This window comes from Bradyrhizobium sp. RD5-C2 (assembly GCF_019972155.1).
Classification (GTDB): Bacteria; Pseudomonadota; Alphaproteobacteria; order Rhizobiales; family Xanthobacteraceae; genus Bradyrhizobium.
In genome coordinates, this window is record NZ_BOVL01000001.1 from 1 (window position 1) to 18,835 (window position 18,835).

24 protein-coding genes are annotated in these 18,835 nt (G+C 64.3%); 14 read left to right on the forward strand and 10 right to left on the reverse strand.

The window, feature by feature from the left end; genetic code table 11:
• Positions 1–119: 119 nt before the first annotated feature.
• The 3 genes from BraRD5C2_RS00005 to BraRD5C2_RS00015 are packed head-to-tail and all read right to left on the reverse strand — an operon-like array spanning position 120 to position 830.
• Complete coding sequence (locus BraRD5C2_RS00005) at positions 120–341, reverse strand: hypothetical protein (protein WP_223965931.1); 222 nt, start codon at positions 339–341, stop codon at positions 120–122.
• A 47-nt stretch (positions 342–388) separates the two neighbouring features.
• Entirely contained in the window at positions 389–604 is a 216-nt protein-coding gene (locus BraRD5C2_RS00010) for a hypothetical protein (RefSeq protein WP_223965933.1), read from the reverse strand.
• Between the two features lie 34 nt (positions 605–638).
• A complete protein-coding gene (locus BraRD5C2_RS00015; protein WP_223965935.1) occupies positions 639–830 on the reverse strand; it encodes a hypothetical protein in 192 nt (63 codons plus the stop codon).
• 243 nt (positions 831–1,073) lie between these two features.
• Between BraRD5C2_RS00015 and BraRD5C2_RS00020 the strand changes: the two genes are divergently transcribed.
• From BraRD5C2_RS00020 to BraRD5C2_RS00030, 3 genes are all read left to right on the forward strand, one after another.
• Positions 1,074–1,280 carry a hypothetical protein gene (locus tag BraRD5C2_RS00020; protein ID WP_223965937.1) on the forward strand — a complete coding sequence of 69 codons (207 nt, stop codon included), beginning with the start codon at positions 1,074–1,076 and terminating at the stop codon, positions 1,278–1,280.
• A 92-nt stretch (positions 1,281–1,372) separates the two neighbouring features.
• The gene (locus tag BraRD5C2_RS00025; protein WP_223965938.1) at positions 1,373–1,735 is read left to right on the forward strand and encodes a PRC-barrel domain-containing protein; all 363 of its coding nucleotides are present in this window, start codon (positions 1,373–1,375) and stop codon (positions 1,733–1,735) included.
• Between the two features lie 200 nt (positions 1,736–1,935).
• Positions 1,936–2,697: a Crp/Fnr family transcriptional regulator gene (locus BraRD5C2_RS00030; protein ID WP_223965941.1), complete on the forward strand. Its 762-nt coding sequence runs from the start codon at positions 1,936–1,938 to the stop codon at positions 2,695–2,697.
• Positions 2,698–2,846: 149 nt separating this feature from the next.
• Here the strand turns inward: BraRD5C2_RS00030 and BraRD5C2_RS00035 are convergent, their stop codons facing one another.
• Complete coding sequence (locus tag BraRD5C2_RS00035; protein WP_223965943.1) at positions 2,847–4,244, reverse strand: TAXI family TRAP transporter solute-binding subunit; 1,398 nt, start codon at positions 4,242–4,244, stop codon at positions 2,847–2,849.
• A 419-nt stretch (positions 4,245–4,663) separates the two neighbouring features.
• Here BraRD5C2_RS00035 and BraRD5C2_RS00040 point away from each other — a divergent pair, with 419 nt between their 5' ends.
• Together BraRD5C2_RS00040 and BraRD5C2_RS00045 are read left to right on the forward strand one after the other, a co-directional pair.
• Positions 4,664–5,017, forward strand: a complete 354-nt coding sequence (locus BraRD5C2_RS00040; RefSeq protein ID WP_223965945.1) for a DUF3307 domain-containing protein — start codon at positions 4,664–4,666, stop codon at positions 5,015–5,017.
• 174 nt (positions 5,018–5,191) lie between these two features.
• Positions 5,192–5,599 carry a hypothetical protein gene (locus tag BraRD5C2_RS00045; RefSeq protein ID WP_223965947.1) on the forward strand — a complete coding sequence of 136 codons (408 nt, stop codon included), beginning with the start codon at positions 5,192–5,194 and terminating at the stop codon, positions 5,597–5,599.
• 64 nt (positions 5,600–5,663) lie between these two features.
• On the opposite strand, the gene BraRD5C2_RS00050 is transcribed toward BraRD5C2_RS00045, so the two are convergent.
• Positions 5,664–5,999, reverse strand: coding sequence for a YkgJ family cysteine cluster protein (locus BraRD5C2_RS00050; RefSeq protein ID WP_223965950.1), 336 nt, complete (start codon positions 5,997–5,999; stop codon positions 5,664–5,666).
• Positions 5,999–6,697: a helix-turn-helix transcriptional regulator gene (locus BraRD5C2_RS00055; RefSeq protein ID WP_029077927.1), complete on the reverse strand. Its 699-nt coding sequence runs from the start codon at positions 6,695–6,697 to the stop codon at positions 5,999–6,001. Before BraRD5C2_RS00055 ends, BraRD5C2_RS00050 begins: the two co-directional genes overlap by 1 nt.
• A gap of 169 nt (positions 6,698–6,866) precedes the next feature.
• Between BraRD5C2_RS00055 and BraRD5C2_RS00060 the strand changes: the two genes are divergently transcribed.
• Both BraRD5C2_RS00060 and BraRD5C2_RS00065 read left to right on the forward strand, forming a co-directional pair.
• Positions 6,867–7,100, forward strand: coding sequence for a hypothetical protein (locus tag BraRD5C2_RS00060; RefSeq protein ID WP_029077926.1), 234 nt, complete (start codon positions 6,867–6,869; stop codon positions 7,098–7,100).
• A gap of 64 nt (positions 7,101–7,164) precedes the next feature.
• Positions 7,165–7,899, forward strand: a complete 735-nt coding sequence (locus BraRD5C2_RS00065; protein WP_223965952.1) for a glutathione S-transferase family protein — start codon at positions 7,165–7,167, stop codon at positions 7,897–7,899.
• Here BraRD5C2_RS00065 and BraRD5C2_RS00070 read toward each other — a convergent pair.
• Positions 7,896–8,531, reverse strand: coding sequence for a pyridoxamine 5'-phosphate oxidase family protein (locus BraRD5C2_RS00070; RefSeq protein WP_223965953.1), 636 nt, complete (start codon positions 8,529–8,531; stop codon positions 7,896–7,898). The genes BraRD5C2_RS00065 and BraRD5C2_RS00070 overlap by 4 nt on opposite strands.
• A 118-nt stretch (positions 8,532–8,649) precedes the next feature.
• Between BraRD5C2_RS00070 and BraRD5C2_RS00075 the strand changes: the two genes are divergently transcribed.
• Positions 8,650–9,543, forward strand: a complete 894-nt coding sequence (locus tag BraRD5C2_RS00075; protein ID WP_092119512.1) for a LysR family transcriptional regulator — start codon at positions 8,650–8,652, stop codon at positions 9,541–9,543.
• Between the two features lie 10 nt (positions 9,544–9,553).
• Here the strand turns inward: BraRD5C2_RS00075 and BraRD5C2_RS00080 are convergent, their stop codons facing one another.
• The 3 genes from BraRD5C2_RS00080 to pobA all read right to left on the reverse strand — a co-directional run bounded on the left by BraRD5C2_RS00080 (position 9,554) and on the right by pobA (position 12,117).
• Entirely contained in the window at positions 9,554–10,009 is a 456-nt protein-coding gene (locus BraRD5C2_RS00080) for a PaaI family thioesterase (protein ID WP_223965954.1), read from the reverse strand.
• Between the two features lie 122 nt (positions 10,010–10,131).
• Positions 10,132–10,710 carry a glutathione S-transferase family protein gene (locus tag BraRD5C2_RS00085; protein WP_223965955.1) on the reverse strand — a complete coding sequence of 193 codons (579 nt, stop codon included), beginning with the start codon at positions 10,708–10,710 and terminating at the stop codon, positions 10,132–10,134.
• A gap of 237 nt (positions 10,711–10,947) precedes the next feature.
• Positions 10,948–12,117, reverse strand: coding sequence for a 4-hydroxybenzoate 3-monooxygenase (pobA, locus tag BraRD5C2_RS00090; protein WP_223965956.1), 1,170 nt, complete (start codon positions 12,115–12,117; stop codon positions 10,948–10,950).
• Positions 12,118–12,385: 268 nt separating this feature from the next.
• On the opposite strand from pobA, the gene BraRD5C2_RS00095 reads away from it, so the two are divergent.
• The 6 genes from BraRD5C2_RS00095 to BraRD5C2_RS00120 all read left to right on the forward strand — a co-directional run bounded on the left by BraRD5C2_RS00095 (position 12,386) and on the right by BraRD5C2_RS00120 (position 18,821).
• Complete coding sequence (locus tag BraRD5C2_RS00095) at positions 12,386–13,411, forward strand: TRAP transporter substrate-binding protein (protein ID WP_176528734.1); 1,026 nt, start codon at positions 12,386–12,388, stop codon at positions 13,409–13,411.
• A gap of 182 nt (positions 13,412–13,593) precedes the next feature.
• The gene (locus BraRD5C2_RS00100) at positions 13,594–14,103 is read left to right on the forward strand and encodes a TRAP transporter small permease (RefSeq protein WP_092126276.1); all 510 of its coding nucleotides are present in this window, start codon (positions 13,594–13,596) and stop codon (positions 14,101–14,103) included.
• An 18-nt stretch (positions 14,104–14,121) separates the two neighbouring features.
• Complete coding sequence (locus BraRD5C2_RS00105) at positions 14,122–15,426, forward strand: TRAP transporter large permease (RefSeq protein WP_223966169.1); 1,305 nt, start codon at positions 14,122–14,124, stop codon at positions 15,424–15,426.
• 3 nt (positions 15,427–15,429) lie between these two features.
• Positions 15,430–15,891 (forward strand): DUF3237 domain-containing protein, encoded by a 462-nt coding sequence (locus BraRD5C2_RS00110; protein WP_223965957.1) that lies wholly within the window; start codon positions 15,430–15,432, stop codon positions 15,889–15,891.
• A 255-nt stretch (positions 15,892–16,146) separates the two neighbouring features.
• Positions 16,147–16,941 (forward strand): crotonase/enoyl-CoA hydratase family protein, encoded by a 795-nt coding sequence (locus tag BraRD5C2_RS00115; protein ID WP_223965959.1) that lies wholly within the window; start codon positions 16,147–16,149, stop codon positions 16,939–16,941.
• Positions 16,938–18,821, forward strand: coding sequence for a feruloyl-CoA synthase (locus BraRD5C2_RS00120; protein WP_223965961.1), 1,884 nt, complete (start codon positions 16,938–16,940; stop codon positions 18,819–18,821). Before BraRD5C2_RS00115 ends, BraRD5C2_RS00120 begins: the two co-directional genes overlap by 4 nt.
• Positions 18,822–18,835 lie beyond the last annotated feature (14 nt).

Consider the following 18,835-nt stretch of genomic DNA (forward strand, 5'->3'; position numbering starts at 1 on the left):
CCCTTGGATGAAGCGGTCTCCCGTCCGCTACCGCACCGGACACTCTATCCGATCCGGCGATTCGAGACTTACAAGGATGACGGGTCCGAACGGGGTACTCGCGGCTCTGCTGAAGCCAACTACCGCTTGATATGCGGCGGCTCGTCGTAGCCGCGGCGGCTGGAATAGAACAGCAGGCCCATCAGGCCGACGCCGACTGCAACCAGCAGGGTGATCCCGATCGTGAACATGACGATACCATAAGTCGGCACCGGTGCCTCGGGCACGATCAGGCCTTCAAACGCGTAGGCGCCGACGGCGGCCAGGATGACCAGCAGGCCGATGCTGATTGCAATGCGCATGCGTAGCTGCCTCTGCCAAAGGCCGAGAGCAGGACAGGTTGCAGCGGCTATTCCGCCGCGGCGGCGACTTTGGCCAGCGCCTGCTGCCCGGCTTCGGTCAGCTCGGGCAGCGTCGTCCTGCCGCTCCTGGCGCACTTGATGATGTATCGGGCAACGCGCTTGCGGGTGTCATGTTCCTCGCCGTGCAGCGCATCGGCGCATACGGTATCGAGCGCAAAGTTCATGGCGGCGAGCGTACGTGAGTCGAATTTCTCTTCGATCATCGCGGCCCTCCCTGTGGACCGGTGTCCGGCGCGGTTATTTGCGGAGCGTCAGGCACTCGCTGACTTTCACCACCGCCTCGGTCTGTCTGGCTTTCTTCATCAGAGTTTCGCGTTCCCGTCCCGGTGGCAGCTTGCGAGCCGCCAGGCGTGCATCTTCGGCAAATTTCTGCAGGCGGTCCTCGAACGATCCGGCGGGACGCGCCCTGTTACGTTTCTTCTTGATCATGCCGCCTCCGAACTGGAACCGGCAATTTTTGGCATGTTGCCCCGGGGCCGTCGTTAACCCATGACATCGGGCTCAACGAAATCGTCGCCGGGACCGCAGGAACGATCGCGGACGCACCGCGTAACACCGATGCGTTCGCTGCTTTGCTCCCGAAAAGTGGTGGGCCACTCCGGTGACGGGCCCCGGCGAATTTCATCGCCGGGGCCCGCATGCCTTCAAGGAAATCAGCCAGGGAGTTTTGTCATGGCACATTCCAATCACGGCATCGTCAAGGACGACAAGGGTCAGGAGCAGCCGGCCGACAAGCAGCGCGCGCGGAGCGCTCACAAGACCGACCCGCGAAAGCCGCCGACGCGCGAAGCGACGCGTGATCCGAAACTGAACGATCCCGACAAGACGCCGGGCTCCGGGATGACGTCGGACGATCGCGGCGATCCACCAACGGGCTGAACAAGCGATTCGCTGCGCAGCAACTGCGACAATGCGGCAGGAACGACGGTCCGGCTCCGCCGTTGGCTTTGGGACATCAATGGAGAATTGACATGGCAATGGACGAGAAAGAGGTCGGAAACCTAATCGGCAGCGACAAGGTCGAGGGTACCGCGGTCTATGGATCGGACGAGCGCAAGATCGGCTCGATCGAACGCGTGATGATCGACAAGACGAGCGGACGGGTGTCGTACGCCGTGCTCGGCTTCGGCGGCTTCCTCGGGCTTGGCAACGATCATTATCCGCTGCCTTGGCAGGCGCTCAAATACGACACAAGGCTCGGCGGTTACGTCACCGGCGTGACCGAGAGCCAGCTGCAGGGCGCGCCCAAATACGGGAGCGATCGAGACTGGAATTGGACCGATAAGGGCCGCACGCGCGCGGTGGATGATTACTACGGCGTGCCGCTCGTCTGAGCGGCGACAAACCCTGGAGGTCCGCGCTTAAGGGGCGCGGGCCTTCGTGGCTAAGTCGTACGGCGCCTGAGGACGTAGCCGTTTACGGCTTCCGGCGTCTGTACACTAGTGAACATACGTCAATAGCTGTGCAATGTAACATAGGTAATTGAAATCGGCCCGGCGGTTACTCGATGAGATATCCGGGGAGACCAATGTCGTTGGCGTCGTTAGTTCGGAAATTGGAGCAGTTCGTACGGCTTTCGCCCGTAGACCACGCTATTCTCAATCGCGCGTCGACCGAACGCGTTCGTCACTTCGGGCCGCGCGTCGACATCGTCCGCGAAGGCGAGAAGCCGAAGGACGTCCACCTGATCCTGTCCGGCTGGGCCTACCGCTACAAGCAGCTCGAGGACGGCCGCCGCCAGGTGGTGTCGTTCTTCCTGCCCGGTGATATCTGCGACGTGAACGTCTTCATCCTGCGCGAGATGGATCATTCGATCGGCACCATCACCGCGGTGTCGATCGCCGACCTCTCCCGCGATTTCTTCGACAGGGTCGCTGCCGAACATCCACGCATCGTCACCGCGTTCTGGTGGGAAACCCTGGTCAATGCCGCGATCCAGCGCGAATGGACCATGAGTCTTGGCCAGCGCACGGCGCTGGAGCGGATTGCCCATCTGCTCTGCGAGATCTGGCTCCGCCTGCGCCTCGCCGGCCTGACCCAAGGCAACAGCTGCGACTTCCCGCTGACCCAGGGCGACCTCGCCGACGCCACCGGGCTCTCCAAGGTTCATGTCAACCGGACCTTGCAGGAGCTGCGTGCCGACGGCCTGATCGTGCTCCGGGGAAAGACCCTGGCGGTCCCCAGTCTCGACCGGCTGATGCGTGCTGGCCTGTTCAACCCGAATTATTTGCATATGGATCACGAGGGACGGCAGCTCGACGCCGTCGCGACGGCACCGGACGCCGCGGCCGGGTGATCCGGCGCGCCGCGCGACATGTCGCGGGATGTGGATTTTTGACTCACAGACCGGGCAACACATTCGGTGTCGTCCTGGCGAAAGCCAGGACGACAGCGGTGAATGTGGCGCGACCGCCGGGACGACAGCGGGGGATGTGGCGCTGCCTCTCACCCGTTCGCGGTCTTCACCACCACGAGGTTGTCGTCGACTGCCGGCGGGTGGCGCTTGAGATGGTCGCGGCGCAGCGCGATCTCGTCGCGAACGAGCTCGTAACCGAGCTTGAAGGTGTCGAGGCCGTCGCTGGAAACGGTGCCGTCGCGCAAGCCGATCACCGCGCCGCGCAGGATCGCCTCGAGCTCGTCCTGCAATTCGTCGAGATGCTCGGCGCAGGTGGTGTGCTCGACGCGCTCGCCGATGTCGAGGATCCGGCTCGCCAGTTCGCTGGCCTTCTCCGGCGCGATGCGGGTGACCTTGGTGTAGATCCCAGCGAAGATCGAGCCGATGATGCTGAGCGCGGCGGCGCCGAGATACATCACGTCGCTGTAGCGGTCCATGAACGATTTGGTGTCGTCGTTGATATATTCAGCCGCGCCTTGATGGGCGACGATGAAGGCGTCCTTGTCGGTTGCCGCCGGCTCGATCTTGGAGGCGAAGCCGTCGTCGAGCGCAAGCTCGGACTTGTTCTCATAGATGATGCGCGCGAGCTCGGCCGCCGTCGTCGTGGGCATCCAGGATTGCGCGACCAGCAGCCATTCCAGCCCGATGGTGTCGACGTCGTCGTCGGGGATCGACGGCGAGGACGACAGCATGCCGGTCGAGACCGTCTCCTCCGAGATCGCCGGATATTTGCGCGCCAGCGCCTTGGCCTCGTCGATTGCGTTCAACGTGAAGCCGGAGCGCTTGGCATATTGCTCATAGGTCTTGTCCTTGATGATCTTCGAGGCATGCTCGATCGCGACCACGGCGGCGAAGCCGGAGGCGAACAGTTTGTCGAGCGGCGTGTTCGGCGGCGCCTGCTGCACCCGCTGCGCCGCATCCGGGTTGTCCGAAATTTCCAGCGCGCTGCGGACGAAATTGACGCTGTTCTCGCCGTCGCCGACGACTGCGATCTTCTTCCTCTTCAGTTCGGTCAGCGACTTGATCTTCTTGCCGCCGGGGCTCAGCACCAGCACCAAATCATGCTCTAGGATCGCGATGGCGCGGGCGCGCGGCGGCACCCTCGCATCGGTACGCAGGATGGCAAGCGTCGCGGCGCGGCGATCGAACTGGGCCAGCGCCTTGGCGTTGTCGGAATTCGGCGCGATCCTCAGCCGCAGCCGCGACGAGTTGTTCTTCAGCACGGTGGCGAGGCGGGCGGCGAACTTGGCCTCGGGGCCGTTGGCATCGCCGACCGCAAACACCAGCGTTTCCGAATTGCGCAGCCAGAGGCGGCCGCCGACCACGGTGATCGCGCTCAAGAACAGCGTCAGCAGGGTGAAGATGATGATCTGCGCGCGGTTGCTTTTAGCGACCGGAGGGCGTGGTCGCGGCGGCGTCGGCGAAGGCGCGGGGGCTTCGGCACTCATGGCTGATCACCTGGCTCATCACCCGTCCGGGACGGCCCGTTGCCGCAACGGCGCTGCGCTGCCCGCTGAATCTGTAAATGACTATAAAAGAAAGAAAATTTCCTATGCTGCCGACGATATACCTCCCCGGCGGGAATGCAAACCGGCCACCCGCCGTAACCTTAATCCCGGTTCGCCTGCGCCGCGATGCCACATGACCATCGCCACTATCGACGGCTGAACCCAGATGTGATTTTCGGGGGAGCGCAGGTGCATTCCGCCGCCGGAGATGTCATAAATGACACAAGCTTCGCTTTGCGGAATTGTGCTGACGGCCTGACCCGGATTTCTTGCAATCACATTCATCGAAGTAAAAGGGCGTCAGCTTGTTGTTTCCTTCCATGTCATCGTCGGTGTCGGTTGGTGCCCTGGTGGGATGGATGTTGCTTCTCACCGCAAAGCACATCATCGCTGACTTCATGCTGCAGAACGCCTGGATGGCGATCGGCAAGGACCAGAGGACTGGCTGGGCCATGCCGCTGCTCGCGCATTGCCTGGTCCATCTCGCGGTCGCGCTGGCGCTGATCCTGGTGGTGGCGCCGCGTTTCTGGTACGTCGCCTTCGTCGACTTCGTGATCCACATCATCGTCGATCGCTGCAAGGGCATCTGCGCCTCGCATTTCGGCGTGACACTGGAGTCCGGCCATCCCTGGTTCTGGACCCTGATCGGGGTCGACCAGGCGCTGCACCACCTCACCGGGTTCGCGCTGTCGATCTACATGGCCGCGAACTGAGCGGCGCGCGGACGCCGCTTCCCACATCCTGTCCGTCGACACGACCCAGCGGCTTGCTGCGGGCGGATGTGATTCGGGTGCAACGGGCAAAGGCCCCCGGAGGCGACCGGAGGCCGTGGTTAACCTTTCGTTAGAGGATTGCGCGGCATCTTCCCGATCGAGGGGGATTTGCAAATGTTTTCAAGCCGCGACGCGTTCGAGAACGATGCCTGCCCAGTTGCGGACGACCTGCTCGGCCAGATGTACCGCGCCAATCCGAACGGGCTTACGCTGCTGGTTGCCAATGTCGCGCCCGACGTCAGGGCGATGCTCGCGCTGTTCTGCTATCGCCGCAGCCATCTGCATGCACTCGCACTCGCGATTGCGTCGAGCTGCGGCGAATGGGAGCTGGTCAATTCCGGCGGCCGCGTCGGGTCGACGCTGTACGCATTGTCGCGTGAGCCGGCCCGCGCTGCGACCGTGTCGCATGGCGGCCGCAAGCCGATCACGCTGTCGACCAAGCCGCTGTCGAGCTTCGCGCCCGTTGTCGATGACGAGCTCGATGACGAGGACGTCAGCGAGACGGTGACTGTGACGGCTTAAGCATGATCCGGAAAAGTGGAAACCGGTTTTCCGCAAAGATCATGCGCAAATAAAAGAGCCGCGCTCAATCCGGCTGCGCGCTCGGGATGAGCGGCAGCCCGTGGCGGCGCCGCGCCATTGCGCATTCCGCGTCGCCTGGCAGACAGGTGCGGCACACCTCCGGCCGTACCGCATAGATCTCGCAGCGCGTTGCCTTTCCGACCTGGCCTGACAGCGCCGAGCAGCGGTCGCCCTCGCAGCGCATCCCTGATTGTCGCGTGTTGACGAACTGTGGCGGGATCAGATCGAGCTGCGCGTCGTCTTCCACGGTGAAGCGTGGCCAGTTCTCCGAATAGCTGCAGCAGGCGCCGCAGGACTGGCAGGGGCTCGCGTCCGCTGCGTCGATCGCGTTGCCGGTCATCAGGTGTCCCTCGGTGCTTCCCACACCAGGCTGCGCCGCCAGCGCGCCCTGAGCAGGTCGCGCCGCTCCGGATATTTCTCGTCGTGATAAACAGCGGTAACCACGCGGTCGGTGCGGAAGCTGCGGAAATCCTTGCGTAGCTCGCACCAGGCGGCGAGCAGCCGCACCGCCTCGTGATAGCCGACCGCGATCGGCCAGACCGTGCGCTCGCTATCGCGGCCGTGCTCGTCGCGATAGTTGAGCGTGATCTTCTTGCCCTCGTGGATCTGGCTGCGGGTCCGGACCATGTCGATGCGGTCCGGCTCCCGGTTCCAGGCGGAGCGGGCGCGGCTTGCCGGCTCGAGCACGAACGGCCGCAAGCGATCGGGCACGGTCTCGGCGATCTTGGCCATCAGGTCCTCGGCCGCGCGCGCCAGCGCCGGATCGGCGTGACCGACCACCCATTGCGCGCCGAGCACGCAGGCCTCGATCTCGTCGGGTGTCAGCATCAAGGGCGGCAGGTCAAAACCCTTCTCCAGGATGTAGCCCATGCCGGCCTCGCCGCGGATCGGCACCCGCTGCTCGATCAGGCTGGCGATGTCGCGATAGATGGTCCGCTTCGATGTCTCGAGTTCGGCTGCGATCGCATCCGCGGTCAAAGGCTTACGGGTGCGGCGGAGCACCTGGATGATCTGAAACAGCCGGTCGGCGCGTCTCATGGCAATTCTCTTGGTCGCTCTGTTGGCAGTCGTTTCGGCAGCCGTCTTGACGGGTCTCGAGGCTCTCGGCGCGTCGGCTTTTCGCGCCCCCTGTCACTGCTGCTGACAGCATGTTGGCAGCAGGTGGGGGCTATATCAGGACAACACCTCAAGTGAAGGGAATTTGTCCATGACGAATCTTGACGAACTCGGTTTCAGGCAGGCGCAGAGCTTCGCGCTGGAACAGCTGGTCACGGTCTACTCCACCTCCGGCGACCTGCGCTGGGCCCTGGTCGCGCTGGTCGCACAGTCGATCGGTGCGGCCTGGTCCTACGGGCGGGCACGGCTGGTCAAGCGCGTTCGCGAGGCGGTTCGCCGCCTCGCGCCCGTCGGCCCGCTCGACAGTGAATGCCACTACTGCTGACACCATGCTGGCAGCAGGGGGCAGCTAGCTTCAATTCACGACCACAGGCGATCGGGAGCTTCATATGATTACGCTTTTTGGCTTTGGCACGGGCTTCGGCTTGCCGGAAATCAGCCCCTTCGTGACCAAGACCGAGGTCCAGCTCAAGATGGCCGGGCTTGAGTATCGCAAGGAGAAGGCGACGCCGCCGGCCTCTCCCAAGGGCCAGTTGCCCTTCATCGCCGATGACGGCGAGACGATCGCCGATTCGACCTTCATCCGCGCCCATATCGAGGGCAAATACGGCTTCGATTTCGACGCGCCGCTGAGCCTGCAGGCGCGCGCGCAGGCCTGGGCCTTCGAGCGCATGATCGAGCATCACGTCTACTGGGCGCTGGTCGGCGCGCGCTGGGTCGACGACACCAATTTCGCCAAGGGGCCGGCGCATTTCTTCGACGGCGCGCCCGACCACATGCGTGACAAGATGCGCGAGGACGCCCAGTTCCGCGTCGCCGAGAACTATCTGTTGAGCGGGCTTGGCCGCCACGGGCCCGACGAGGACGTCGATCTCGCGCTCCGCTCGCTGTTCGCGCTGTCGGTGCAGCTCGGCGACAAGGCCTATCTGATGGGCAATGCCCCGTGCGGCACCGATGCCACCGCGTTCGGCGCGCTGGCGGGAATCCTGACGCCGTTCTTCGATTCGCCGCTGCGCGAGCGCACCGAAAAATTCGACAATCTCACCGCCTATGTCGGCCGAATGATGCAGCAATATTATCCGGAGTTCGCCTGGGCGCCGTTGCAGCAGCAAGCGGCGGCTTAGCCCGCCACGACGGGAGCGGGCTCGCCCTTCAATGCGGCGAGCTCCGCCTCGAGCTCGGCGATGCGGTGGTCGCGCGAGGCCAGCGCGCTGGACACGTCGGCCGCGTCGAACTTCTGCGGAATGTGCTGCGGGCAGTTGCTGTCCCACGCCGCGACCTTGAACAGGATGACCTGCTCAGGCCGCGCGCGATAGCCCTGCGGCATCAGCGAACGCGTCAGCGCCGGATCATCTTCCACCACCCGCGCCTCGCCCCAGATCTTCACGCGCTGCCGGTACGCGTAATTCATCACGAAGATGTAGGCCTTCGGGTTCTCCGAGAGATTGCCCTGGGTGATGAACTGCCGGTTGCCGCTGTAATCGGCGAACGCAATGGTGTGCTTGTCGAGCACCTTGATGAAGCCCTTCGGCCCGCCGCGATGCTGGATGTAGGGCTGACCGCCGGCCGAGGCGGTGGCGAGATAGAAGCTGTTGGTGTTGGCAAGGAAGGCCGTGAGGTTGTCGTCGACCTCGGTCTGCCAGCCGCCATGGGCCTCCACCTCGGCATAGGTTCCGCGCGAACCCTTGCGGGTCTGGATTTCCTTCACCGCCGGGGTGAACCCGACATCGCTCGAATAACTGCCAGCGTCTGACATCTGAGCCTCCCGCCACGGGCGACAAAGCGGTCGTCCTCGGCTCCTAAGATGTGTATTTCGGGATCGTAGGCAATCTGGTGCATTGACACTTCACTGTTGCCGATTATGCAATAGTGCCATGGACCGGATCGACGCCATGCAGGCCTTCGTCGCGGTGGCGGACCTCGAGGGGTTTGCCCCCGCCGCCCGCAAGCTCGGCCTCTCGCCATCCGCCATCACGCGGCTGATCGCGGCGCTGGAGGAGCGGCTCGGCGCGCGGCTGCTGCAGCGGACCACGCGGCAGGTGACGCTGACCGACGCCGGCTCGCGCTATCTGGAGCGGGCGCGGCGGATCCTGGCCGATGTCGAGGAGGCCGAGGACGCGGTCGAGAGCGAGCGCACCCGCCCCGAAGGGCGGCTGGTGATCTCGGCGCCGTTCGGCTTCGGGCGGCTGCATGTCAGTCCGGTCGTCACCGCCTACCTCAAACGCTATCCCGATGTCGGCGTCGACCTGCGGCTGTCGGATCGCCGGATCAACCTGGTCGAGGACGGCGTCGACCTCGCGGTCAGGCTCGGGCACCTGCCGGATTCGACGCTGGTGGCGCGGCATGTCGGCCAGATGCGCCGGATCGTGGTGGCCTCGGCCGGCTATCTCAAGCTTCGCGGCGAGCCGAAGCGGCCGGCCGACCTCACCGCCCATGACACCATCCAGTTCGGCGCGATGACCGCGACGCCGGACTGGCGCTTCATGGAGGACGGGCAGGAGATCCGCATCACGCCGACGCCGCGCTTCACCAGCAACAGCTCGGACGCTGCCATCCAGTACGCCGAGCAGGACGGCGGGCTGACCCGCGTGATGGCCTACCAGGCCGCCGAATCGCTCAAAGCACGGCGACTCCGCATCGTGCTCGCCGAGTTCGAGCAGCCGCCGGTGCCGATCCATGTCGTCTACCCGACATCCCGGCTGTTGTCAGCCAAGGTGCGGACCTTCATCGATCTCGTCACCGAGATCACCGACTGGCACTTCGGCTAGCGCTAGGCGCTTAGCTGACCGGCGCCTTCTTAGGCACCACGCGGAACGTGCCGCTGGCGCGGGCGATCGTGACGCCGTCGGCCTTGATCAGGCTCTGTGCGAAGCAGATCGTGCTGCCGGTCTTGATCACGTCGCTCTCGATCGCGAGCCACTGCCCGACGTTGGCGGAGCCGACGAAATCGACCGTGAGCGAGATCGTCACATACGAGGTGGTCCAGCCGGTCGCCTGGCCGCAGCTATAGCCCATCGCATTGTCGGAAAGTGCTGCGATCAGCCCGCCATGGATCAGGCCGCGGCCGTTGGTGTGCGGCCTCGCCAGCCGTAGGCCGATGATGACGGATCGCTCGGTCTTCTTTGCATAGAGCGGCTCCCAGGGCTCGGTGAGCGGGCTCTTGCGGAACAGCGGCTCGAAGCCTTCGGGGACGTCTTGGGGAATGTCGGGGGCGACTTGCGTATCGGTGGTCATCTGAGTCTCGTGCATGGCGTTGCGTTGACGCCATTGAACGCGATGTCGACCGTGGTTTCACCGCCTACAAAGTTTTAAACGGGATTTGCGCAGGTGTTTGAAGAACCACCGCGGAGGACCGATCACGCCGGCAATTCGTAGCCGACCTCGCTTTCGACTTCGATCGTCTTCCGCACCGCCGGTCGCGCCATCATCCTATCGTAATGCGCCGTGAGGTTGGGGAACGTCTCCGGCGGCAGCTTCAGCGAGTTGGCGAGGCGCCAGTACAGCCGGAACAGATGGATGTCGGCGATCGAGTAGCTGCCGATCGCCCAGCCGTGACCAAGCCGGCGGTCGGCGATGCCCCAGACCGCCTTCGCGTAGTCGAGCCCGCGCGCCCTGGCCGGATGCAGCGTCGAGGCGATGAAGGACATCCACGACAGCGCCTGCGCCTCGGCCTCGATATCGTCGCGCGGCAGCAGCTCAGCTTCGGGGAATCGCCTCGCGAGATAGAACAGGATCGCCGCGACCTCGGTCAGCGGACGGCCGTCGATCAGGAGCGTCGGGACCTTGCCTTCCGGATTGAGCGCGAGATAACCAGGCGCTTGCATGTCGTTGCGCTTGAACGACATCGGGCGCGCCTCGAAGCCCGTGCCGATCTCGTGCAAGGCGATATGCACCGCCATCGAACTGGCGCCCGGTGCGAAATAGAGGGTGAGCATGGTGGGTGCTCCTGCGTCGTATGATGCAGAAGCTGAACGTCACGCGCGCCTGATGCAAGCGCGATCTCTAATTCAATTCCGTCACCCTGAGGTGGCCGCTTCTTCAGCGGCCCTCGAAGGGTCGACGGCCCGGTCAGTGGCCGTGCATCCTTCGAGGCTCGCTCCGCTTGCACCTCAGGATGACGGTCTTATGTCCGAGCCGTCGATAGGAACACTGCGACGGACCTCTGAACTCGCCTAGAACGGCAGCCCCACATAATTCTCCGACAACGAGGTCGACGCCGCCTTCGAGCTGACGAGGTAGTCGAGCTCGGCGATCTGGATGCGCGCGGCGAATTCGCCCTCGTCGGGGAATTTGTGCAGCATCGAGGTCATCCACCAGGAAAACCGCACCGCCTTCCAGACCCGTGCCAGCGCCTTTGCCGAGTAGCCGTCGAGGCCGGCAGAGGATTTCTCGTCGTAATATTCGCGCAGCGCCTGCGACAAATAATGCACGTCGCTGGCGGCAAGGTTCAGGCCCTTGGCACCGGTCGGCGGCACGATGTGCGAGGCGTCGCCGGCCAGGAACATCCGGCCGAACCGCATCGGTTCGGCGACGAAGCTGCGCAGCGGCGCGATGCTCTTTTCGATCGACGGGCCGGTTATGATCTCGTCGGCGGCTTTCTCGTCGAGGCGCCGCTTCAATTCATCCCAGAACCGCTCGTCGGACCATTGATCGACATGGTCGTCGAGCGGGCACTGCACGTAGTACCGGCTGCGATGGGTCGAGCGCATCGTGCACAGCGCAAAGCCGCGCGCGTGGTTGTTGTAGATCAGCTCCGGCGAGACTGGCGGCGTCTCCGAGAGGATGCCGAGCCAGCCGAACGGATACACCCGTTCATAGCTGGTGATCGCCGACGCCGGCACGCTGGCGCGGCTGACGCCGTGGAAGCCGTCGCAGCCGGCGATGAAATCGCAGGCGATCTCGTGGGTCACGCCGTCCTTGACGTAGCTGACGCGCGGTTGGTCGGTGTCGAAATCGTGCGGCTTGACGTCGGCGGCGGAGTAGACCGTGGTCAGGCCGGCCGCCTCGCGGGCGTTCATTAGGTCGAGCGTGACCTCGGTCTGGCCGTAGATGGTCACGGTCTTGCCGGTCGCCGCATGCATGTCGATGCGGTGCCGCGCCCCGCCGAACGCCAGCTCGACGCCGTGATGAACCAGGCCCTCCTGGTGCAGCCGGGCACCCGCGCCGACGCTGTCGAGCAGCGACACGGTGCCTTCCTCGAGCAGGCCGGCGCGGATCCGCCCCAGCACGTAATCCGGCGTCTGCCGCTCAAGAATGACGTTGTCTACGCCGAAAGTATGAAGTAGTTGCCCAAGCAACAGTCCGGCCGGACCTGCGCCTATGATTGCTACTTTTGTCCGCAACACCTGCTCCTCCCGATCGGATAGGCTTTCAGCAGGCGCCCGCGCCGGGGCGGTCGCCATCAACTTGCCAAGGCAACTATATCATATAACAGTTTTGGCAAGGCGGATTTGCGCGGGGACCGCGTTCGCCGCGGCGCAAGATGCCGGAGGGGCCGGGTGCGACGAGGCGTCGTCCCTGCGGATTTCGTCTTGAATATCCGCGCGAATTAGATAACATGTTAAGTAATGAGACCGGGCACGAAGCCCGTCCTGGAGAGGAGGAGAGGTGATGAGGAAGAGTTTGTTGGCGCTGCTGATGGCAGCCGCCGCCATCGTGCCGGCCGCAGGTCCTTCGCAGGCGCAGGACAAGACCGTCAATCTCAAAGTGTCACTCTGGGTGCCGCCGGCGCATCCGCTGGTGCCGGCGACGCAAGCCTGGGCGGCCGACATCGAGAAGGCATCGGGCGGCACCATCAAGGTCACCGTGTTTCCGTCCGAGCAGCTCGGCAAGGCATTCGACCATTACGACATGGCGCGCGACGGCATCGCCGACGTCACCTATGTCAATCCCGGCTATCAGCCCGGCCGGTTCCCGATCGCGGCCGCAGGCCAGCTCCCGTTCGTGTTCTCGGACGGCAAGAAGGGCACGCTGGCGCTGAACGAGTGGTACCACAAATACGCGCCGACCGAGATGAAGGACACCAAGCTCTGCTTCGCCTTCATCCACGATCCGGGCGCCCTGCACGGCAAGAAGAAGATCCTGCTGCCGAGCGACCTTAGCGGCGTGAAGGTGCGCCCCGCGCAGAGCACCATCGGCGAGATGGTGAAGATGTTCGGCGGCACCAATGTGCAGGCCTCCGCGCCGGAATCGCGCGATGCGATCGAGCGCGGCGTCGCCGACGAGATCACCTTCCCCTGGGGCTCGATCTTCCTGTTCGGCATCGACAAGGTGGTGAAGTACCACATGGACGTGCCGCTCTACACGACGGTGTTCACCTACAACATCAACCTCGCCAAATATAATGCGATGTCGGACGCCCAGAAGAAGGTGATCGACGATCATTGCACGCCGGAATGGGCCTCCAAGGTCACCGATCCCTGGACCGATTTCGAAGCCAACGGCCGCACCAAGATGAAGGCGCTGCAAGGCCACGAGGTCTATCCGCTGACGGCGGATCAGCTCGCCGAGTGGAAGAAGGCGGTCAAGCCGCTGCGCGACAGCTGGGCCGAGGCCGTGAAAAAGGCCGGCGGCGATGCCGAGAAGATCGAGGCCGATCTGCAGGCCACGCTGAAGAAGTACGAAGCGGGGATCTGATCCCGTCATTCCGGGGCGCGCGTCAGCGCGAACCCGGAATCTCGCGCCACAATCTCCAGATTCCGGGTCCGCTCGCGTAGCGAGCGTCCCGGAATGACGGTTCCTGACAGCGATAGTCCGACATCATGGCTGCCAATTCCGAAGTTTCCCAGGACGGCGCGATCACCGGTCCACCCGAGCCGGTGCGCAAGAATTTCATGGACCGCTTCATCGATTCGATCGAATGGGTGGCGGCCTTCTTCGTTGGCGTCGTCGCGCTCAACACCTTCACCGCGGTGTTCATGCGCAAGTTCTTTTCGGTGACGATCCCCGACTACTACAATTTCGGCCAGTTCCTGCTCGGCATCCTGATCTTCTGGGGCATCGCGGCGACGAGCTATCGTGGCACCCACATCACCGTGGATCTGGTCTGGGCGAATGCCTCGCCGCGCTATCAGCGCTGGATCGACATCTTCGCGACGCTGGTGCTGCTGTTCGTGGTCACGGTGCAGACCTACACGCTGGTCGACAAGGTGATCGACACCAGGAACAGCCACATCGTCACCATGGATCTCGGCGTTCCGGTCTGGCCGTTCTTCCTGGTGTCGTGGCTCGGCGACGTCTCCGCGGTACTGCTGATTGCGATCCGGACCTACCGCCTGATCTTCCATCCGGAAGATATCCACGATGCCAAGATCAAGACTGCGGAGTAGACGGCCATGAGTCTCGATTTGAGTCCCGAGGCCGTCGCCGTCATCGGCTTCGTCAGCCTGTTCGCGCTGATGCTGTTGCGTGTCCCCGTCGGCATGGCGATGGGCCTCGTCGGCATCACCGGCTTTGGCTACCTCACCGGCTTTGCCCCGGCGCTGAAGCTGGTCGGCCAGACCACGATGCGCACGGTGACGGATTATTCCTTCGGCGTGATCCCGATGTTCCTGCTGATGGGCGCCTTCGTGTCCGTCTCGGGCATCAGTCGCGAGCTGTTCCGCGCCGCCAACACCTTCGTCGGCCACTGGAAGGGCGGGCTCGGCATTGCGACCATCGCGGCCTGCGGCGGCTTTGCCGCGATCTCGGGCTCGTCGGTTGCGACCGCCGCGACCTTCTCGGCGGTTGCCTATCCCGAGATGCGCCGCTTCGGCTATCCGCAATCGTTCTCCACCGGCGTGATCGCAGTCGGCGGCACGCTCGGGGCGATGCTGCCGCCGTCCACGGTGCTCGCGGTGTACGGCATCATCACCCAGCAGGACATCGGCAAGCTGTTCATCGCGGGCGTGGTGCCGGGCCTGCTCGCGATCCTGATGCACATGATCACGATCGGCATCATCGGCGTGACCCGGCCGGGCTTCCTGCCGGCAGGCAAGAAGGCGTCGTGGCATGAGCGCGCGCTTGCGATGCGCGACGTCTGGTCGCCGCTGCTGCTGTTTTTGTTCGTGATCGGCGGCCTCTATGGCGGCTTCTTCGTCCCGACCGAAGCGGGCGCGGTCGGCGCGGTCGGTGCCTTCATCATCGGCATCCTCAGGGGCAAGCTGACCAAAGACGGCATCCTGCAATCGCTGCTGCAGGCGACGCGCACTGCGGCCGCCGTGTTCACCGTGCTGATCGGCGCGCTCTGCTTCGGCTATTTCCTCACCATCACCCAGACGCCGCAGAACGTCACTGGATTCCTCACCGGACTCGGCATCGGTCCCTATGGCGTGCTGGCGCTGATCCTGATGATGTATCTGGTGCTGGGCTGCCTGATGGATGCGATGGCGATGGTGATCCTTACCGTGCCGATCGTGTTTCCGGTGGTGACCGCGCTCGGCTTCGACCCGATCTGGTTCGGCATCATCATCGTCATGACGGTGGAGCTCGGGCTGATCCACCCGCCGGTCGGCATGAACGTGTTCGTGATCAAGAGCGTGATCAAGGACGTCAATATGTCGACGATCTTCGTCGGCGTGCTGCCGTTCGTGATCACCGATTTGATCCGGCTGGTGATCCTGATCCTGTTCCCGTTGCTCGCGACTTGGCTGCCGCAGCGCATGATAGGTTAATCCATGACACCGGAGCTTCAGACCAGATACGTCTTCACCATCACCGCCCGGATCGCGGAGGTGATCTCCGCCGGCGACATCGGCACCGGCATCCGCCGCATCATTCCGATCATCGGCGGCGAGGTGAAAGGCGAGGGGATCAACGGCAAGGTGCTGCCCTTCGGCGCCGACTTCCAGATCATCCGGCCCAGCGAGTTGATCGAGCTGGAGGCAAAATACGCCTTTGAGACCGACGACGGCGCCGTCGTCTATGTCGAGAACAAGGGCATCCGCTTCGGGCCGGTCGATCTGCTCGAGAAGCTCAAGCGCGGCGAACCGGTCGACCCGAAGCTGATCTATTTCCGCACCGTGCCGAAATTCGAAACCGGCGCCGAAAAGTACCGCTGGCTGATGGAGCACATCTTCATCGGCTCCGCCGCCCGCCACGCCGACCGTGTCGTGATCGACGTGCATCAGGTGCTTTGACGCTCCGCTCCCATCCTCCCCTGGGGGGAGGATCGACGCGCATGAAAATGCGCGGCGAGGTGGGGTGATCGCTCCACACGGGCACTGTCCGGATGGAGAGACCGTCACCCCACCCCGTCTCACATTCTGCTTCGCTTCATGTGAGCCGACCCTCCCCCTCCAGGGGAGGGTGAAGTCCTGCGCTGCCACGCGCGCCTTGACTCCTGCGACGATAGTTATAAAACATAACTATTCTGAATAGGAAACAATAACGCCATGGGAAACGCTGCCGACGCGGGTGATGCCTCGCTGCTCAGGATCGAGACGCGAGGGGCGGTGCTGACCGTCGGGCTCAACCGGCCGGCCAAGCGCAATGCGCTGAACGACGGCATCATCCTGGCGCTGCGCGACTGCTTTTCCGCGATTCCCGACGAGGTCGGCGCCGTCGTCATCCATGGCGTCGGCGATCATTTCTCGTCCGGGCTCGATCTCTCCGAACTGACCGAGCGCGACGCCACCGAGGGCCTGGTGCATTCCCAGATGTGGCACCGCGTGTTCGACCGCATCCAGTATTGCCGCGTGCCCGTCATCGCCGCGCTGAAGGGCGCGGTGATCGGCGGCGGGCTGGAGCTTGCCTGCGCGGCGCACATCCGGGTCGCCGAGCCGTCGGCCTATTTCGCGCTGCCCGAGGGCCAGCGCGGCATCTTCGTCGGCGGCGGCGGATCGGTGCGGCTGCCGCGCCTGATCGGCGTGCCGCGAATGGCCGACATGATGCTGACCGGCCGGGTCTATTCGGCGACCGAGGGCGCGGCCTACGGCTTCTCGCAATATCTCACTGAGGCCGACGGCGCGTTGCCGAAGGCGCTGGAGCTTGCCGAGCGCGTCGCCGCCAATGCGCCGCTGACCAACTTCGCCGTGTTGCAGGCGCTGCCGATGATCGCCGAGGCCAATCCGCAGACCGGCCTCTTGATGGAATCGCTGATGGCGACGGTGGCGCAGAGCGACAAGGAAGCCAAGAAGCGCATCCGTGCGTTCCTGGATCGCAAGACCGCCAAGGTGAAGCCGACATGAGCGCCAAGGCTGATATATCTGCGTCTGCGTCCACCGCGAATACCCATCCGCTGCGCCCGATCTCGTTCGGCAACCCTGATGTCACCGTCGAGCGCCGCGACGACGGCACGATCTACCTTCGCCCCAAGCTCACTCTCGCCGATTACCCCGTTCGCCTCACCGACCGCCTGCATCACTGGGCGAAGGCCGAGCCGAGCCGCGTGTTCATGGCCGAACGTGCAGCCGGCGGCGGCTGGCGCCAGATCACCTATGCGCAATTGCTGGAGACGACCCGGCGCATCGCCTCCGCGCTGATCGCGCGCGGGCTGTCCGCCGAGCGGCCGATCATGATCCTGTCGGGTAATTCGATCGATCACGCGCTGATCGCGCTCGGCGCGCTCTATGCCGGCATTCCGTTCTGCCCGGTGTCGCCGGCCTATTCGCTGGTGTCGCGCGACTACGGCAAGCTCAGCTTCGTCATCAAGCTGCTCACGCCGGGCCTCGTCTTCGTCGACGATGCCGACAAATTCGCCGACGCCCTGCGCGCCAATGTCGGGCCCGGTGTCGAGATCGCAGCAAGCCGCGGCACCGTGCCCGGCCGCGAGGTGACGCCGCTCGCCGATCTGATGGCGGCGCCGGAGAGCCCGCGCCTCGACGCGGCCCATGCCGCGATCGGTCCGGACACGATCGCGAAATTCCTGCTGACGTCGGGCTCGACCGGCAATCCCAAGGCCGTCATCAATACCCAGCGCATGATCTGCGCCAACCAGGTGATGCTGCGCGAGACGCTGGCGTTCCTGAAGGACGAGCCGCCGGTCATCGTCGACTGGCTGCCGTGGAATCACACTTTTGGCGGCAACCACAATGTCGGGCTGACGCTGTTCAACGGCGGCTCGATGTATCTCGACGAAGGCAAGCCGATGCCCGGCGGCATCGAGGAGACCGTGCGAAACCTGCGCGAGATCTCGCCGACGGTCTATTTCAACGTGCCCAAGGGCTATGAATCGCTGCTGCCCTATCTGCGCGACGATGCAGGCCTGCGGGCAAAGTTCTTCCACCGGCTGCATGCGATGTTCTTCTCGGGCGCCGCGCTGTCGCCGTTCATCTGGAACAGCCTCGATTTGCTCGCGGTGCAGGAGAAGGGCTATCGCGTGCCGATGTTGACCGGGCTCGGCGCCACCGAGACCTCGCCGTTCTTCATGTCGGTGCGGCCCGATACCAGCCGCTCCGGCCATGTCGGGCTTCCGGTGTCGGGCAATGATGCCAAGCTGGTGCCCAACAACGGCAAGCTCGAGGTGCGCGCCAGGGGTCCGAACGTGACGCCCGGCTACTGGCGGCAGCCCGAGCTGACCGCCAAGGCGTTCGACGAGGAGGGCTTCTACAAATTTGGCGATGCGCTGAAGCCCGCCAACGCCGGCGATCTCGATGCCGGTTTCGATTTCGATGGCCGCATCGCCGAGGATTTCAAGCTGGCAAGCGGCACCTGGGTCAGCGTCGGGCCCTTAAGGGCGCGCTTTGTCGGCACCTGCGCGCCGCTGGTGCGCGACGTCGTGATCGCGGGGCTCAACCGCGACGAGCTGGCGGCGATCGTGATCCTCGATCTCGATGGTTGCCGCCTGATCAATCCGGCGCTGGCCGCAGGCGACATCGCGGCCGCGGCCAATGATCCGCTGGTGCGTGCGGCCTTCCGCGAACGCTTCGCGCGGGTCCTTGCGAGCGCCACCGGTTCATCGAACCGGATCGCGCGGGCGAGCCTGCTCGACACACCGCTGTCGATCGATCGCGGCGAGGTCACCGACAAGGGCTCGATCAACCAGCGCGCGGTGCTTGAGCATCGCACTGACATCATCGAAGCGCTCTATGCGCCGGTGCCGCCGGCATCGGTGATCAAACTCGTCTGACCATTCAAGGAGAG